The 16,742-nt window shown below is 69.3% G+C and carries 14 protein-coding genes and 1 pseudogene; 11 read left to right on the forward strand and 4 right to left on the reverse strand.

From position 1 onward, the window contains the following. Positions 1-367 (forward strand): annotated as a pseudogene (locus tag AC08OV_RS04920) (histidine kinase); the annotation flags it as partial. A gap of 107 nt (positions 368-474) precedes the next feature. Here AC08OV_RS04920 and AC08OV_RS04925 read toward each other — a convergent pair. After that, entirely contained in the window at positions 475-1,341 is an 867-nt protein-coding gene (locus AC08OV_RS04925; RefSeq protein ID WP_476619360.1) for a helix-turn-helix domain-containing protein, read from the reverse strand. Positions 1,342-2,746: 1,405 nt separating this feature from the next. On the opposite strand from AC08OV_RS04925, the gene AC08OV_RS04930 reads away from it, so the two are divergent. The 7 genes from AC08OV_RS04930 to AC08OV_RS04960 all read left to right on the forward strand — a co-directional run bounded on the left by AC08OV_RS04930 (position 2,747) and on the right by AC08OV_RS04960 (position 10,784). Next, positions 2,747-2,983 (forward strand): DUF397 domain-containing protein, encoded by a 237-nt coding sequence (locus AC08OV_RS04930; protein ID WP_476601763.1) that lies wholly within the window; start codon positions 2,747-2,749, stop codon positions 2,981-2,983. Between the two features lie 272 nt (positions 2,984-3,255). Then, positions 3,256-4,047 (forward strand): hypothetical protein, encoded by a 792-nt coding sequence (locus AC08OV_RS04935; RefSeq protein WP_476614528.1) that lies wholly within the window; start codon positions 3,256-3,258, stop codon positions 4,045-4,047. Positions 4,048-4,234: 187 nt separating this feature from the next. Further along, on the forward strand, positions 4,235-4,705 hold the full coding sequence (locus AC08OV_RS04940) for a GlcG/HbpS family heme-binding protein (RefSeq protein WP_476614529.1): 471 nt from the start codon (positions 4,235-4,237) through the stop codon (positions 4,703-4,705). Between the two features lie 179 nt (positions 4,706-4,884). After that, a complete protein-coding gene (locus tag AC08OV_RS04945) occupies positions 4,885-6,162 on the forward strand; it encodes an ABC transporter substrate-binding protein (protein ID WP_476619361.1) in 1,278 nt (425 codons plus the stop codon). A 208-nt stretch (positions 6,163-6,370) separates the two neighbouring features. Then, entirely contained in the window at positions 6,371-7,360 is a 990-nt protein-coding gene (locus AC08OV_RS04950) for a malate dehydrogenase (protein WP_476595636.1), read from the forward strand. A gap of 373 nt (positions 7,361-7,733) precedes the next feature. Then, positions 7,734-9,260, forward strand: a complete 1,527-nt coding sequence (locus tag AC08OV_RS04955; protein ID WP_476614530.1) for a cation:proton antiporter — start codon at positions 7,734-7,736, stop codon at positions 9,258-9,260. 114 nt (positions 9,261-9,374) lie between these two features. Continuing rightward, the gene (locus AC08OV_RS04960) at positions 9,375-10,784 is read left to right on the forward strand and encodes a TIR domain-containing protein (protein WP_476614531.1); all 1,410 of its coding nucleotides are present in this window, start codon (positions 9,375-9,377) and stop codon (positions 10,782-10,784) included. Here the strand turns inward: AC08OV_RS04960 and AC08OV_RS04965 are convergent. Both AC08OV_RS04965 and AC08OV_RS04970 read right to left on the reverse strand, forming a co-directional pair. Beyond that, positions 10,705-12,369, reverse strand: a complete 1,665-nt coding sequence (locus AC08OV_RS04965) for a hypothetical protein (RefSeq protein WP_476619362.1) — start codon at positions 12,367-12,369, stop codon at positions 10,705-10,707. The two genes, AC08OV_RS04960 and AC08OV_RS04965, sit on opposite strands and share 80 nt — an antisense overlap. A 413-nt stretch (positions 12,370-12,782) precedes the next feature. After that, positions 12,783-13,673 (reverse strand): aminotransferase class IV family protein, encoded by an 891-nt coding sequence (locus AC08OV_RS04970; protein ID WP_476615938.1) that lies wholly within the window; start codon positions 13,671-13,673, stop codon positions 12,783-12,785. Positions 13,674-13,796: 123 nt separating this feature from the next. Between AC08OV_RS04970 and AC08OV_RS04975 the strand changes: the two genes are divergently transcribed. Further along, a complete protein-coding gene (locus AC08OV_RS04975; RefSeq protein ID WP_476615939.1) occupies positions 13,797-14,270 on the forward strand; it encodes an SCP2 sterol-binding domain-containing protein in 474 nt (157 codons plus the stop codon). Positions 14,271-14,397: 127 nt separating this feature from the next. Here AC08OV_RS04975 and AC08OV_RS04980 read toward each other — a convergent pair whose 3' ends face one another. Beyond that, positions 14,398-15,300, reverse strand: coding sequence for a TerB family tellurite resistance protein (locus AC08OV_RS04980; RefSeq protein ID WP_476615940.1), 903 nt, complete (start codon positions 15,298-15,300; stop codon positions 14,398-14,400). A gap of 328 nt (positions 15,301-15,628) precedes the next feature. On the opposite strand from AC08OV_RS04980, the gene AC08OV_RS04985 reads away from it, so the two are divergent. Then, entirely contained in the window at positions 15,629-16,186 is a 558-nt protein-coding gene (locus tag AC08OV_RS04985; RefSeq protein WP_476615941.1) for a protease, read from the forward strand. Positions 16,187-16,287: 101 nt separating this feature from the next. After that, entirely contained in the window at positions 16,288-16,707 is a 420-nt protein-coding gene (locus AC08OV_RS04990; RefSeq protein ID WP_011437807.1) for an ester cyclase, read from the forward strand. Positions 16,708-16,742: the final 35 nt, after the last annotated feature.

The raw sequence follows: 16,742 nt of genomic DNA on the forward strand, positions 1-16,742 counted from the left end.
CGCCGACGCCGAGGCTGCGGGAATGACCGTCCAGATCCAGCTGTCCGGCGATCTGCGGCTCGCGCCAGCTCCCGTGCGGGCCATGGTGGCCGATCAGGTGCGGGAGGTGCTCGCCGCCGTCCCAGGCGGCCGGGCGATTATGACGGTCCTGTGGACGCCGGCCGGCGGCAGTGTTTTCGTCTCGCTGCTCTGGCCGCAGGGCCTGCCGCCCCCGCAGCTCGGCTGCGGGGGAGAGGACCCGGGCGGGATCGAGGTCTCGGTGGAGCTGGACGATCGGTGTCTCAGCCTGGAGCTGACCTGGCCGGCGAGCGCGGTCACGGACCCGACCAGGCGGGTCGAGCCGATCGGCGGGATGGCGGAGCAGTAGGGCCGGCAGGCCGGCAGAACGGCGAGCCGGCAGAACGGCAGGCCGGCCGAGTAGTAGGCCGGCGGGCCGGCGGAGCAGCCGGCCGGTGAGCTGGGAGCGAACCGCGTTCAGAGCTCGGTGATGATGCGCCGTAGCAGTTCGGGAGTGTCACCCGGGGTCGTGCTGTCGACACTGAGCCGGTTATACACCTCCATGTACCGGTCGACGTCCTCGCGCTTGTCGAGGTAGGTGGAACCGGTGAGCTGCTCCAGGTAGACCACGTCCGGCAGGTCCATTTCGGGGAAGCGGAGGATCGTGAAGGCCCCACCCTCCGCCGCGTGGCCGCCGAAGGAGAACGGCATCACCTGCAGCGTGAGGTTCGGTAGCTCGGACGCGGTGATAAGGTGTTCGATCTGGGCCCGCATCACCTTCGGCCCGCCGATCGGCCGACGCAGCGCCGCCTCGTCGATGACTATCCAGAGCCGTGGCGGGTTCTTACGGTACAGCAGCTTCTGCCGGTTGAGCCGCACGTTAACCCGGCGCTCGACGACGTCGGCCGGTAGATGATCACTACCCCGTGTGATGATTGCTCGGGCGTAGTCCTCGGTCTGCAACAGGCCCGGAATGAACTGGAGCTCGTAGGTCCGGATGAGCTGGGCCGCCTCCTCCAGACCGATGTACGGCTGGAACCAGGACGGGAGAACGTCGTTGAAGTGCTGCCACCAGCCAGCGGCGTTCGCCTCCCGGACAAGGGCCAGCAATGGGGCGCGCTCTGCATCGTCCGTGACCTGATAGAAGGTCAGCAGGTCGGCGACGTCGCGTTCTTTGAAGCTGACGCGGCCAAGCTCCATCCGGCTGATCTTCGACTCTGAGGCGCGGATGTGGTAGCCGGCGGTTTCCCGGCTGATGCCCTTCTCCTCGCGAAGTCGACGGAGCTGAGAGCCGAGCAGGATCCGACGTACGGTCGGTCCACTTCCCGGCTGAGCTGTCGTCACGGTCGGCCCCCTCGCCATGGTCAACACAAGAGTAAGATAATCGATCTTCTGGTTCCGGATGGGTGGCTGGTTCTCTCGTCTGGGTGACACTCGCGTGTTTAGCGTGGTGAGGATTATTTGTATACACGCTCACGGGGAGTGTCGACGGCGGGTCTCCGTTTAACGGGGGATGAGGATGCCCCCGGCTGTCGGGTACGGGCGCAATGGTGTGGACGATGACATGTCCGGACATTCCACTCTCACGCTGCCAGATTCCAGGGGGCGTGAGGACTTCGGGCCCTGGACGGCGATCGTGTACTTCCTACTGTTGCTCCCCACGGCTCCGCTCCTCTTCGCTCCTCCCCCCACTCTCCCGTCGGGTTCCCCTCCCCGTCGGGTTCCCCCGGACCCGGCGACCGGTCCCGCAGCCACGTGTCCCCTGGCCGCCCGCCCCGTGGCATCCACCCCGCGGCCACCAGCTCTCCGGCCGTCCGGCCTCTCCGTCGTGCCGCCTCTCCGTCGTGCCGCCTCTCCGTCGTCCCGCCCCTCCTCCAGGCCTCGGCCTCCCGCCGCGGGTCTCTCCGGGTTCACGCCGACGCGCTCTTCGCCGGCGCGCTGGTTCTGGTGCACGATCTCCGTCGAGTGCTGTTGAGGTGTCCCCCGTTGTTTTACAGCTATGTCGCGGGCCCCGGAGCCACGAGTGGACCGGAAGGGCCACGGTTTTCGCTACGCCGAGGCTATGACCTTGTGCACAGTCAGGTCGCGCGCGGCCGGCCTCCCGTCGTCCGGGGAGCCGGAGTGCCCCGTCGTGAGCGCGCATCTTTCCCCCAGGTCGGGGATCTTTTTCTCCTGGCTCGGCCCGCGGCCGCCTCGTACGGGTGCCCGGTGCACGGATCGGATTCGTCACTCTTCGGATTTTTCGGACGTTTCGCCTAGTGGTGTCGAGACCCGTCCATGGTTCTTCGGGGAGCCCCATGGACGGGCTGGGCGCAGATTCGTGGTGTTTTTATGGTGTTTGTGATGAGATTTTTAGTGCCTTCGGTGGTTAGATCAACATCCTTGACGCTTCCGTTAGATGCTGTCGATCTTCTCTTGATCTTCTCTTGATCTTTCATTGATCTTTCTTTGGGCTGCCCTGGGGCCGTCCTGGGACTGGTTCGGCGTGGAGGCCGTGGCGGCGCGAGGCATCGGGCCGGGCGTCTGTCGCCCGCTTGATGCACGTGCACCCGACCGTGCTGTATCGTGAGCCAAAGTTCGTGCAGTCGCACACGCTGGCATGGTGGGACGATCTTCCGGGGGGTGTTCCGTCATGGTTTTGGCTGGCAGTCGGTCGGCGGTCGGTGGTTGGCCCGTCGGTGGTATAGCGAGCGGACGGCGTGGGTCGGGGCCGTGGCGGCACGGCTTCCCGGGGCTTCAGGAGATCGACATGAGCAAGATCTACAGCGGTATGCCTGCCGCGGCGCTGCAGCGCGTGACATGGCAGAAGAGCCGCCGGAGCAACTCGCAGGGAAACTGCGTCGAAATGGCGAAGCTTCCGGGCGACGAAGTTGCCGTCCGTAACTCTCGGCATCCAAACGGACCCGCTCTGGTGTATACCCGAGCTGAAATCGAGGCTCTGATACTCGGCGCCAAAGACGGCGACTTCGACAACCTGCTCCAGTAGCTGAGTCCGTCATGGCTTTCCCGGTTCCGGCAGCCTCGACGAGGCGGGTACGTTCCATCGCCGCGTGGGCTCCCCCTGCAGGGAGCCCACGCCGGGTCGTGGACGGTGTGGGCACCGTGGCCGATTGTGGTCTGGGGGGCGGTGCCCGCCCGGACCGGGCGGGCACGTGGCGAGACGGTGCCAGCCCCGCTCCTGCACCTAGCAACCCGCTCACGCGGCCCGCGGTCTCGTTCGCGTTCGCGTCGCTCCCGGCCAACCGGACCGGAGACAGCATGCCCACGTCGATCCCTGAACGGATCTTCAGCTCGGAGGATCTGCCGCTCCTCTCACTTCCCGGTGCCGACGGGCTCATCACCTGCCAGTGGATTCACGAGTCCATGAGGGTGCGGACCCCGTCGGGACGCGGCGGTGACGCCATCCGTGGCGGTGACGCCATCCGCGGCGGTGACGCCATCGAGGAGCGGCGGCGCGCGCAGGTCGGTTTCGTCCTGGTCGAGCCGGCCTGGCTGGTTCGCGCGGCGGCCGAGCGGCTACGCGCACCGGCAGTCGACGCCATCGTCCTGCACGCTCATGCCAGCCCGCCCGGTCGCAGCGCGCTGGCCTTGGCGTTCGCTTCTCATCTGCGCAATGCCCTGAGACGGCCGGGAGCAGGCGATACGCCCGCCCCCGGCGGCCCCCCCGGGTCCGGCGGCGAGCCGGAGGTCGGTGACAACGTCGTCACCGCCGGGGTGCGGCCGGATCTCAGCGGCTTCGCCGATCTGATCCGGGTACCCCATCTGGTGACCGTCACCGACGGCACCGGTGCCGTCGCGGACACAGTTGTGTGGGAAATCATGACCGGCGCGCAGTTCGACACCTGGCTCGAGGGAGCTCCCCGGCCCGACCAGCGAGTCATCGAGGCGCACCTGCCCGGTCTGTTGCGTCTGCGCGGCCTGCACCGGGTCGGCCGGCTGGATCATCCGGGCGCCGGTGCTCTGCTGGACCTGCTGGGCGGCGGCTATCTCTCCAGCCGGTTGATCCACCGCTGCCCCCGGGCCGTCCTCCCGTTCGTCGCCGCGGCCTGACCCCCGGTTCCCCGCCGGGGAACCGGGGATACCCCGTGTCTACCTGTATCCTGCCGTTATCCTGCCGTTCGCCACTCGGGAGTGCCATGCGCGACGGTGGTTACGCGGCGCGCCTTCCACCACCTGACAGTCAGCCAGGGCCTATGGTCAAGCGCACCGGAACGCCGCTTTATGGGGAGAGTCGCGGATGACCGTATCGCTCGAGGACGCCCGTCGGATCATCGCCGCCGGGGAGAAATATGCGGTTCACCTCGGTCAACCGGTTAACATTGCCGTCGTTGACCACGCCGGAATTCTGGTTGCCCACGTCCGGATGGACAATGCCCGGCTCGAGACCGCGGATATCTCCGTCGACAAGGCGTGTGCGGCTCGGTCCTGGGCTCCGCCGGCCCAGCTGGTCAGTCATACCGGTGGCGAGGGACACACTGGCGGCAAGGCGCAGGCCGGCGGCGAGGCACCTGCCGGCGGCAAGGCACCTGCCACAGGTGACGGCCGCGTCGGACGGGAGCGTCCGTCGCCGGCGGAACCGGTCGTTACGGGTCTGCCCGGTGCGCTGCCGCTGTGGCGGAACGGGGTGATCGTGGGGGCCGTCGGGGTGAGCGGTGGTCCCGCCCCCCTTGACCAGGCCATCGCCCGGGCCGCCGCGGCGGCGTTCTGACCTGGCCGACCTGGCCGACCGGGCCGCACTCCCACGGGGTATCGCACCCCACGGGGTACCGCGTGGGGAGCCCGAAGCGGGATCGGATCCTGAAACCGGGAGCGATCGATCTTCGGTGAATCTCACAAAATCAACGGAATGGCGCCGAAGAGTGGTCCTCCTGGTTCAGGCTTGATGGAGTGAGGAGCATCACGGCTCTGGGGGCCGGGCCGCACCGGCCTCGGCGCCGTCGTGCGGACCGTCGGGCCGCGCTGCTCGGGCTCGTGAGTCTCCTGATCGTCTTGGGAGCGGTCGGCTGCCGGGTCTCCACCGACAGGCCGACCGCACCCCCGGCCTGCGCGGCGCCGGGCGTCGGTCCGGGCGCGATCAGATTCGGCCTGCTCTATCCGGACACCGGAAACGCGGCGTCACTGTTCCGGTCCTTCCGGGCCGGAGTGGACGCCCGGCTCGGGGTGGCGGACAAGGCGGGTGGTGTGTATGGCCGAAAAGTGGTCTATGTCTGGCGGGATGACGCCTCGAATCCCGCCGGGAACCAGGCCGCCGCCCAGGGGCTCGTGGAGGACGACCAGGTGTTCGGAATCATCGAGTCGACCTCCGTGGCCAGTGGTTCCGCTGGTTATCTCAATAGCCGGCGAATACCGGTGACCGGTACCTCGCTGGAAGCTGCCTGGACCCACAACGACAACATGTTCAGCTACTCGAATATGATCTTCGACGGGCCGTCCGTCACGACCTGGGGTGAGTTCGTCGCCGAGCGCGGCGGCCACCGGGCGATCATCGCCCAGTCCGGGTTCTCGGCGACCTCCGTGACCCTCGCCGACAAGATGGCGCTGAGCCTCGCCGCGGCCGGGGTGCGGGTGCTCGGCCGGATCGATGCGACCGGGCCGGTCGACATCCCGGGTATCGGCCGGAAGGTGCGCGACAGCGGCGCGGACGTCCTGGTCGGCGCCGTCACCGGCGCCGCCTTCGGCCAGGTGGTCCTGGGCGCCCGGGTGGCCCGGGCAGATCTGCGGGTCATCCTGTCGCCCACCGGCTACGACCAGCGTCTCCTGCAATTGTTCGGCGGAGTGCTGGCCGGGGTCTACAGTTTCGTCGACTACCTGCCGTTCGAGCAGGAGACTCCCGCTCACCAACGGTTCCTGCAGGCCATGCTGGAGTACGCGCCCCAGGTGTCCCCGCCGGCCCAGCAGGCGGCCCTGTCCGGGTGGATCTCGGCGGACATGTTCCTGCGCGGCTTGGTGGCCGCCGGGCCATGTCCCAGCCGGGAGACGTTCATCAGGGGCCTGCGGGCGGTGCGCGGCTATGACGCGGACGGGTTGCTGCCCGCCCCCGTCAACTTCGCCGCCCATTTCGGGCAGATCACCCGTTGCTACACCTTCCTTCAGGTCGCCGCGGACGCGAAACGTTTCGCGCTGGTCCCGCCCGTACCACGGTGCGGGACCGAGATCGGCCGGTAGCACGTGCCCCATCGCGGCGCCGCGATGTGAGCTGCGTCCGCGCCGCCCGTGCCTCCTGACCAAGAACTTCGGACTAGCCTCGGACTAGCATCGCTGGGGCGGCAGAAGACGTTCCAGTCCAGGACCGGTTACCCAGCCGGCTCGGGATCGTTACGAGGACGACACGGGCCGCACCCCGATCTTCCGTGATCTGCACCAGGAGAAGCCAGTGAGCTCAACGCCCGTCAACGTCACCGTAACCGGCGCCGCCGGTCAGATCGGCTACGCGCTACTGTTCCGCATCGCGTCGGGCCAGCTGCTGGGTGCGGGCACGCCGGTGAAGCTGCGTCTGTTGGAGATCCCGCAGGCCGTGCGGGCGGCGGAGGGCACGGCGCTGGAGCTGGAGGACAGCGCCTTCCCGCTACTGGCGGGGGTTGACGTGTTCGACGACGCCAAACGGGCCTTCGAGGGCACCAACGTGGCCCTCCTCGTCGGCGCACGCCCGCGGACCAAGGGCATGGAGCGTGGTGACCTGCTGTCCGCCAACGGCGGGATCTTCAAGCCGCAGGGCGAGGCGATCAACAGCGGGGCCGCCGAGGACATCAGGGTCCTCGTCGTCGGGAACCCGGCCAACACCAATGCGCTCATCGCTCAGACGCACGCTCCGGACGTGCCCGCCGAGCGATTCACCGCGATGACCCGGCTTGACCACAACCGCGCGATCGCGCAGCTCGCCAAGAAACTCGGCGTGCCCAGCACCGAGATCAAGAAGATCACGATCTGGGGTAACCATTCGGCTACCCAGTACCCGGACATCTTCCACGCCGAGGTGGGCGGACGCAGCGGCGCCGAGGCGGTCGGCGACCAGGCATGGATTGCCGACGAGTTCATCCCGCGGGTCGCCAAGCGGGGCGCCGAGATCATTGAGGTGCGCGGCGCATCGTCCGCGGCGTCGGCTGCCTCCGCGGCCATCGACCACATCTTCACCTGGGTCAACGGCACCCCGGCGGGCGACTGGACTTCGGCGGCGATCCCGTCCGACGGCTCCTACGGGGTGCCCGAGGGACTCATCTCCTCGTTCCCGGTCACCGCATCCGGCGGCCGGTTCGAGATCGTGCAGGGTCTGGAGCTCGACGCCTTCTCCCGGGAGAAGATCGACGCCTCGGTGCGTGAGCTGGCCGAGGAGCGGGAGGCGGTCCGCGCGCTCGGCCTCATCTGAGCCGATTTCTCCCCGCCTGCGCAGGCTGGTGAAGCGGAGGGAAGTGCGGAGGGCTGGTCACGGTTGCCGGTCCGGAAAACGTGATTACCCCTCCACAACTCCGCGCCATGCGGCGGGAGATGACGCGAACGGCGGACTTCCCGGCGTCCGTTGTGGTTTCTTCTTGAGGGACGTCGGTACCAGTGCCGGCGCCCGCGGCGTCAGCCGACCGAATCGCATGCGCGCGGGCGACGGGGGATGACGAGAAATCCGTGATCCGGTCTCCGTGATCCGGGATTCCGGCTCTCGGCTGGCCTGTCGCCGATGCGCCCGTCGGTCGTCGGCTTGGAGCCCTCGCCGCCGTCAATGGTGGCGAGACGTCCGAGGAGAGACATTGTCCCTCACGTCCGCCCAGCCCGTCCCCTCGATCCCACCGCATTCCCTGCTGCTGTTCCTGCTTCAGCTCGCCGTGCTGCTCAGTCTGGCAATTCTGCTCGGGCGTGTCGCCGTGCGCCTGCGGATGCCCGCCATCGTCGGTGAGCTTTGCGTCGGCGTGCTCCTCGGCCCGTCATTGCTCGGAACGCTGTGGCCGGCCTTCTCGGACTGGTTGCTTCCGCGTGACGCCGCGCAGTTTCACCTGCTCGACGCGGTGGGACAGCTCGGCGTTCTCTTCCTGGTCGCGCTCAGCGGGTTCGAGATTGATACGCGGATCATCCGCCGGCGCAGTCTCACCGTCGCCCGGATCAGCCTCGGTGGGTTGCTCCTGCCGTTGGGTTTCGGGATCGCCACCGGCGTGCTGATGCCATCCTCCCTGCTGGGCCCCGACGGCGACCGGACGGTCTTCGCGCTGTTCCTCGGGGTGACGATGTGCGTGAGCGCCATCCCGGTGATGGCGAAGACGCTCATGGAGATGCGTCTGACCCATCGGGAGGTCGGGCAGCTCGCGCTGGCCGGCGGGATCATCGACGACGCCGTTGGCTGGCTGATGCTGGCGGTCGTGTCCGCGATGGCGACCACCGGTGTCCGGGCGGGCGACACGGCGTTGTCGGTGCTTTACGTCCTCGGGGCGGGGATCTTCGCGTTGACGATCGGCCGGGTCGTCGTCCGGGCCGTGCTGGGACGGATCATTGCCACGAGTGGTGCCGGGGCTGGGGCTGGCGCCGATCCCGGCGCCAGGAGCGGATCGGTCGTGGCCTTCGTGGCCGTGCTGGTGCTCGCGTCGGCGGCCGGGACGCAGGCGTTGGAGCTGGAGGCGGTGTTCGGCGCCTTCCTGGGCGGGGTCGTCCTCGGGTCGTCCGGCCTGGTGGATCATGCCAGTGTCGCCCCGTTGCGAATCGTGGTGATGGCGGTGCTCGCGCCCATCTTCTTCGCGACGGCGGGCCTACGTGTCGATCTCACCGCTCTGGGTGAACCCCGGGTTCTGCTCGCGGCGGTGATCGTGCTCGCGGTCGCGGTCTTCGGCAAGTTTGCCGGTGTGTACGCGGGGGCACGGGCCAGCCGGCTGACCCCCTGGGAGGGTCTTGCGCTGGGCGCCGGCATGAACGCGCGGGGGGTCATCGAGATCGTGGTGGCCAGCGTCGGCGTGCGGCTGGGGGTGCTCTCCACCGAGACGTACACGGTCATCGTTCTGGTCGCGATCGTCACGTCGGTCATGGCTCCGCCGATCCTGCGCCGTGCCATGCGACAGGTTGAGCAGACCGCTGCCGAGGAACAGCGCCGCCTTGTGCTGGACGGTCACCTGGTGGCGGGCGGTCACCTGGTAACGGAAGGTCACCTGGTGGCGGGCGGCCGCCTCGTGCTGGACGGTCACCATGCGAGCGGTGCCGGTGGCGTCGGTGCCGCGGAGGCGGGCGTCATTCCCGTCGCGAGGCCCGGACGCTCCCCGGAGTTCGGTCCCGCGCACGACACCGAAGGTCGGTGAACCCACCCAATACAACGGGTAGGGACGGGTTAGAATTCGAGGACGAATCCGCCGACTGACGGACCACCAACCGTCGCGTCGCCGGATTTCTGCGGGCATGCCTACGGGGGACTCGTGACGGACCGGCTGACCGAGGCGGAGATCGAGGCGCTTTCCGCCACCTTCACCAACCAGATGAAGGCGACTCATCTGTTGGAACGTGCCGGGCTGGCTCGTCGGCACCATCCGCAGTTCTACCCGGGTGAGTCGTCGTTCGAGTTCTGGTCCGAGCTCGCGTCGCTGTTGGAGAACGGGCTGTTGCCGGACGGCCGGAGGCGCATCCTCACCGAGGCGCATCGGGACTATCGGGGCAACCGGATCTTCGCTGACGCCGTCCGGGAGGACGGTGTCTCCCGCGGCGAGGGTGTCTCCCGCGGCGAGGGCGCCCCGTGGGAGGACGGCGTCCCGCGGCATGTCAGCGTTTTCTGCCTGGATGCCAGGCACTACAGCCGTCAGGACATCGCGACGCAGGCGAGCTGGCGGGAGGGGCTGCGCCGGATCGTCGACGAGGCGGCCGGAGGCGCCGGCCTGCCTCCCCGGTCGATCCGGCTGCGCCAGGATCGCGGCGACGGCTTTCTCGCAGCCGTGGCCGCCGACGTTCCCAAGGCCGTTCTCGCGACCGAGTTCGTCCGGGAACTGCGGATCGCGCTGCGGACCTACAACCGGGGGCGTAACGAGACCGGTCGAATCCGGTTGAGGTTGGCCCTGCACCAGGGCGAGGTGGGTATCGACGGCAGTGGTTTCGTCGGCGACGCGGCGGTGGTCGCCGCCCGGCTGGTCGACGCGGACCCCGTCCGGCAGCTGCTGGAACAGGACAAGGACGCGGAACTGGCGCTCATCCTATCGTCCGAGTTCTACCGCGGTACGGTGGCCGGGCGGCTGCGGGATCTCGACCCGGCGCAGTACCGCCGAGTCGAGGTGTCGGTGGCGGGCAAGTACGAGGGCCTCGCGTGGATCACGCTGCCGGGGCGCCCGTTCCCGGCGGTGCGGACCCCGTCGAACGGCTCCGGTCAGGGGCCGCTCGCGGACGAGAAGTGGGACTTCCTCATCTCCGCGGATCCGTCCGATGAGGCCTGGGGCTCCTGGATTGCCCGCGTGTTGGAAGGCCGGGGTCATTCGGTGCATCTGGCGGCCCTCGACGCGCTGCCCGGTGAGCACGAGATCGGTCTGCTGCACGAAGGGATCTCGCAGTCCCGGCGTACCCTTGCCGTGCTGTCGAAGAGCTACCTGGCCTCGGAGAAGATGCAGGCGGCCTGGCAGGCGGCCTGGCAGGCGGATCCCAACGGCGTGAAGCGCACGCTGATCCCGATCCGCGTCGAGACCTGTGACCCGGCCGGGCTGTTGCGCGGCATCAGCTACATCGATCTCGTCGACAAGGACGGTGCGGCAGCGGAGCTTGAACTGGTCAGGCAGATCGCCCGGTCCCTGAACGGCCGCGGTTCCCGGCCGTCGACTCCGCCGCCCTTCCCCGGGAAGCGATCTTGACCAGCCGCCGGCCAGGATCCTCGCGGCCCGCCGCCTCGACGTCGTCGGGGTCACCAGCGGTGCCGGTATCGGCGTCACCGGCGGCGTCGGCGGCGTCGGCGGCGTCGGCGGCGTCGATCAGCAGTCGGCCGAGCCCGCGGCCGTAACTCGTGCTCCCCTCCAGCCTGGACCAGTCGGCCAGCGCCGTCATCATGGCCCGCAGTCCCGCTGTGGACGGTTCTCCGGCGACCGCCTGCTCGGCCTGGCTCTGCACTCTCGCCAGCCAGGTCAGCGCCTCGTTGCCGGCTGCCCGGGCGCGCCGGGCCGCCTCGTCGATCCGGGCCCTGCGCAGGATCAGCCGGCCTGCCGCCGTCGGCGCCCCGGCCAGCCGGAGCAGTCCGGCGGCGCGCCCGCCCTCCGACCCGGCGCGCCCGTAGGCGGTCAGGGCCCGCTGCCACAGTTCCTCCGCGCGTTCCGGATAGGCCGTTCGCGACTGGATGATCGGGCTCCCGCCGGGCCGACGGCCGAGCGTCTGCGCCCCGCCATCCGGGAAGCCGGCCCAGTCGCCGCGCACCAGCGCCGCATGGGCCAGTGTCGCGTGGTCGGACCCGGCGCCGGCCTCGACCGCGTCCAACGCCATGCCGGCTTCGGCCTCCTGGTTCGCCCGGAACAGCAGATCCGCCCGCAGGATCCGCGCGTACGCCGCCGCCTGTGGCACCGGGAGCTCGTCGAGATGGGTGACGAAGAGGTCAGCCGTGTCCAGGGCCTGCATTGCGAGCGTTCCGGCAGGGTCGGCGGTCCGTGCGGCGCGTGCCGGATCGGCGCTGTGACCGTGCACAACCACGTGACGGGGCAGGCGATAGGGCAGGTGATGGGGGAAGCGATGGGGGCCGGGCCCGTGCCTCCGGCCGGTTTCGCGGTGGTCGACGCGGTGACCGGTCAGGGCCAGCTGTGCCCGCGCCACCCGGATACCGGGGATGATCTCGGCACCGAGCACGCAGATGACCGCGGTCGTCGGTTCGAGCAGTGCGTGCCGTTGCCGGGCGATGACCTGCGTCGTCCAGGCGATCAGCGGGGCGTCCGTCATGGTCCGCGGCGGTCCGGCTGGTCCGGCTGGTCCGGCTGGTCCGGCCAATCCGGCCGGACCGGAGTGCCCGGAGTGCCCGGAGTGCCCGGAGTCGGGTGGGGTCGGCTGGGATGGCGCCCAATTGGCCCGGTGGGCCCGGTGGGCCGGGCGTTCCCGGCGCGGACCGGGTACACCGGGACGCGCGGCGGGCCCAACCGGAGGCGGAGCGAACGTCCTCGTGGCCCAGGCCCGGACGACGCCGACGTCATCGGGGGACCAGTTGAGGTCGAGAGCCAGCGCGGCGAGGTAGAGCGCCTCGTGCGCCGCCAGGTGATCGGGGTCGGTCGGGTCGTGTTCGCTCTCCCGCAGCTCCCGCAGCGCTCCTTTCGCCCGGCCGGCGGCGAGCGCCGTCGCCGCGCGGACGAGATGGCGTTCCGCGGGAGGCGGGGAAGGATAGCGGAGGAGCACACCCGCGGGCTCGACGCGGTGCTGTTCGTGCAGCAGGAGCGCTACCAGGAGCCGGGCTGAGGCAAGCGGCATCGTTGCGGTGTTCCTTCACGGGCAGCGGGATGGATCCGGAGCCGGATTTCACCGGAAGAAAGAAAAAATAGCAGGACATGCCGACAGTACCCGGCGACCTGCCGCGCGGAAATCCCTTTCGGTGCTCTCGCCGCGGCCGGGTCGTGGCATCTCTGGTATCTCGTTATATTTTTATAATATTGATGAATGTCAGGCGTCACCCAAGGGCGTATTATTTGATTTCATCTGAAAATATGTTATTCATCGTCCCTCGGGAAATGCGGTGAACGGCGCGAAGACCAGGGCGGACGTAAGGCCGGGGTGGGCATAAGACCGGGGTGGACATAAGGCCGGGGTGGACATAAGGCCGGGTGGACGTGGTCCTCCGGCCGTCCGCAGGAGCACCCGGGCGTGCGGGACGCCGTCGACCCGGCTCAGATCGGATCCCATGGCACCGCGTCGTAGCGGCGGGTAAGCGCCGTCATGAGCCATTCGGATCCCGTGAAGAGGTGGCCGTCGATGGCCCGGACGGGCGCGATCCCGCGTGAGTTGGTGACGAAGGCGGCCTCGAAGCCTGCCAGGTCCGCTAGTCGCACGGGGGCCCGTACGCTGGGCGGGCCGCCGTCCGCCGGTGCCTGCTCCAACAGCGTCATGGTGACTCCGCGCAGGGCGGGAGCGTCCGGCCAGACGATCATGTTGCCATCGAAGAAACCGATGTTGGTCATTGCGCCCTCCGCGACGAGCCCGCCGGGGGCGGTCAACAGGGCGTCGTCGTAGCCGTCACGGCGGACGAGCCGGCCGTGCTGGATCTGCGCGAACGTCCCGAGATGCTTGAGGTGGGCGAACGGGCGCAGGTACGGCACTGACCGCAGCCGTTGGGGGGTGGTCGGCATGGTTGCCGGTTCGCCGATCGCGACGATGACGCGCACCCCTGCGCCGTCCGGCCGCTCGGTGACGACAATCCGGACCGTGGCATCCAGCGCGGTGGCGGCTGTCGCCGTGGCCTCGGAGCCGTTGGCGGCCGTCTGGGTAGCGTACAGTGCCTGCCGGATGCGGTGGCGAACCAGCGCGCCGTCCAGGGGCTCGCTGTAGAGCTCCTGGTTCGCCTCATCCAGCCGGGTGAGATGCCACCGCAGGCCCCGGGCCCGACCGGCTCGCACCTGCAGCACGGTGAAGTGGCCGTGGGGGAGCAGGGCCAGGCGATGTGGATCATCGGGGGGAACGGGGCGCCCGTCGATTTCGACGCGTCGAAGTGTGGGAGTGACCACCTTGGCCACGATAGTGACCCGCCGGTGGGCCGCGCCGTCCGTGGGCTGGGGCGTCACGCGCGACATTCCGGTTGTGTCGCCCACGGAACCGCCGCCGTGTCGTCTTCGCTAGCGTGCTCGTGCGTGCTGCCGACAGGCTGCCGCCCACGAACGCCAACACGAACGCAAAGGAGTGTGGCTATGTCCGATCTTGCTGTCGATCCCACGGCCGACCCGGCGAAACTCGTCAGCGGTCTGCCCGCTATGTCGGAGCGTGAGGTCTCCGACCTGCTGGGTGGGCCGGCTGGTGACGCGGTGCTGGACGAGGTCTTCCGGCAGATGCGCGACACCTTCCGGCCAGAGCAGGCACAGGAAGAGAACGCTCTGGTCCGATTCGTGCTCAACGGTGGACCAGGCGGCGCCGTGCGCACCTACGAGCTGCGGGTCGCCGACGGTGTCTGCACTTTGGCGACACCGCCCGCCACCGGGACCCCGAGTGAATCCGCGGGGGAGCAGACGCTGACCATTGTCACGGATCGTGTCCGCTTCGTTCGGGTGGTCTCCGGTCAAGCCAGCGGGGCCAAGCTCTTCCTCACCAGAAAGATCAAGATTAATGGTGACCTGAAGTTCGGAGGCAGGATCCTGTCTTGGTTCGAGATCAAGAAGGAGAGCTGACCGGCGGCGGTCCCCACCGGTGCCGCCACGATCGGTGCCGCGCCGGGGAGGTCAGCCGGGAAGGCCAGCCGAGGAGGTCATGAGCGGCCGGGCCGGCGACGTCGTTCAACCGGCGCCGGCTCGCCCCTCACAGGGCGAACTCGGCGGCGTTCAGGCCGAGGGTGAGGGCGGCCTCCCGCACCACGGCCTGCTCGCTGGCGACGAACTCGCCGTCAACCAGGCCGATCACCTGTCCGATGCGTACCACGGCGGCGGCTTCCGCCACCCGCCCCCGCACCTTGGCGATGTCGGCCAGCGCGGCCTGTTTGCCGGCGGTGAAGTCTGCGGTGAGACGGCTCAGATGTCCATCGAAGAGCCGCTCCACGTCCTGTTCGGGAAACTGGGACATCACCGGATCCGTAGCGATGAAGCCGAGTAGCCCCTCGCGTTCCGCCGGATCGATGTGGCCGTCGGCCGCGGTGACGAGGGCACAGATCGCCACGGCGGCGTCCCGGAAGGTGAGGCTGCGCAGCTCCTCCCGCCGGGCGAACAGCTGCGCGCGCAGTGAGGCCAGGGAGGGCAGCCGCCGGTTGCCGACGGCGGGATCGAGGCCGCGCCAGAGCGGCCAGCCTTCGGCGAGCCAGCGACGTACCACCTCGGCCATCGATAGCGGGCGCAGGCGTGTCGCGAGAAGCACGTCGATGTTCACCGGAACCAGCGTGTGCTCTCCCCAGCGTGACGGCGTCGGAATGTCGGACGGCCAGAAGCCGGCGAACATGATACTGAGCACGTGATCGGTTGCGGGTTCAGGTGAGTGGCCGGTGACGGTTCCGTCGTGCTCGACCGCGCCGATGAACTGCCGGGAGACCGTCCGAGGGCCGGCGAGGCGGCCTACCTGCCGTTCGAGAGCGTCGTCCGTGCTCTCTCCCGCCGCCACCGGACCACCCGGAAGGACATGCCAGGCTTCTCCCGGCGGGCGAGCGAGGAGAACGCGGTCGTCAATCCGTACGAGAAGCCGAACATCAAGCCGAATAGCAGCCTGCAAAGGCATACCGAAAGCCTCCTGAAGACGCACGGCACAAGGCGGGTTACGCGCAGGCACCATCATCCACCAGATGGCGGAGCGAGTGGACGCGGCGGTGCGGAACTACTCATCTGCGCTGCCGGCGTGACCGCTCGGTCCGGGTGCCGCGCGCGCCCGCGGCCAGTGACGGGGTGGGATCGGCCAGTCTCGGAAGGATGATGGTGTCTGTGGCGGCTAGGGCGTCGAGCCGCCCGGACCTTAGCCTCGAGGCGTGGGCGCGGCGTCACCGGATCCGTAGCCAGACCGTCCGCGCCCGATCCTGGGCCGATCCTGAGCCGACCCTGAGAGGCATACCGTGACCAAGTTTCTGCTCAGCGTGCATGTTCTGGCCGCGATCCTCGCGATCGGACCGATCACCGTGGCCGCCAGCATGTTCGCCCCGGCTGCGCGCCTGGCGCTGACCTCCCCGGGCGACGAGCGTGCTGCCGGGATTGTCCGCGTGCTGCACCGAATCTGTGGCGTCTACTCCGCGCTCGGCCTCGTCGTACCGATCTTCGGGTTCTTCACCGCGCAGAGCCTGGGGGTTCTTGGGCAGACCTGGTTGATCGTCGCGATCGCGCTGACCACCGTGGCCGTCGTCGTGCTCCTCATCGTGGTGCTGCCCGGACAGCGTGGCGTCCTCGACGAGATCGTCACCGGATCCCCGGCCGTCCCCGACCGTGTGCAGGACGGAGGCGCGGTGGCCATGGATGGTGGCGCGGCGGCCATGGACGGTGGCGCGGTGGCCATGGACGCGGCCGCGGCGCGCGCCCGCACGAGCGGTCTCGCGATGGCAGCCGGTGTGTTCAGCCTGCTCTGGGTGATCGTCACCGTTCTGATGATCATCCGCCCCGGCTCGACCACGAGCGTCTGACGTCCTTCCCGGACGTCCGGTTTCCCGTCGGGAACCGGCCCGGTGGTGGGATGATCGCCCTCTGGACGGTGTGTGCGGCAGGCAAGCCTGGAGGATGTCACGTGGGAGAGGCGCTGGACACGGTGAAGCGCGCGCTGGACGCCTTCGACCTCGGTGACGAGGCCTCGGTGCTGTCGCTGCTCGACGAGGACCTGGTCGTCGAGGCACCGGGCGGGGTGCGGATCAAGGGGCGCGCGGCGGGCGCCGAGTACAGCGCCGCCTTCCTGGCGGCTTTCGGTGAGATCGACGTCGATACCCACGTGCTGGCCGAGCAGGGCGAGATCGTGGTCGAGGAGTACACGCTGACCGCGACGCACGTCGGCGTCTACCGCGACCCGGACGGGACGGAGCTCGCGCCCACCGGGCGTCGGATCAACCTGCGTGTCGTCGAGGTCTACCGGGTCGAGCGCGGCCTGATCACCGAGAACCGGCTGTACTTCGACCAGACGCGGCTCGCTCGCCAGCTCGGTCGACCCGCCTGAGCCGCCCCGGGCCCGACCCTGAGCCGCCCCGGGCC

It is taken from the genome of Frankia sp. CeTa3Moorea (assembly GCF_978021225.1).

Bases quoted from the DNA above. Each gene is read 5' to 3' on its own strand.
- AC08OV_RS04930 (WP_476601763.1), top strand. From the start codon at position 2,747: ATGAGCAAGATCTACAGCGGTATGCCTGCCGCGGCGCTGCAGCGCGTG.
- AC08OV_RS04935 (WP_476614528.1), top strand. From the start codon at position 3,256: ATGCCCACGTCGATCCCTGAACGGATCTTCAGCTCGGAGGATCTGCCG.
- AC08OV_RS04940 (WP_476614529.1), top strand. From the start codon at position 4,235: ATGACCGTATCGCTCGAGGACGCCCGTCGGATCATCGCCGCCGGGGAG.
- AC08OV_RS04965 (WP_476619362.1), bottom strand. From the start codon at position 12,369: ATGCCGCTTGCCTCAGCCCGGCTCCTGGTAGCGCTCCTGCTGCACGAA.
- AC08OV_RS04975 (WP_476615939.1), top strand. From the start codon at position 13,797: ATGTCCGATCTTGCTGTCGATCCCACGGCCGACCCGGCGAAACTCGTC.
- AC08OV_RS04980 (WP_476615940.1), bottom strand. From the start codon at position 15,300: ATGCCTTTGCAGGCTGCTATTCGGCTTGATGTTCGGCTTCTCGTACGG.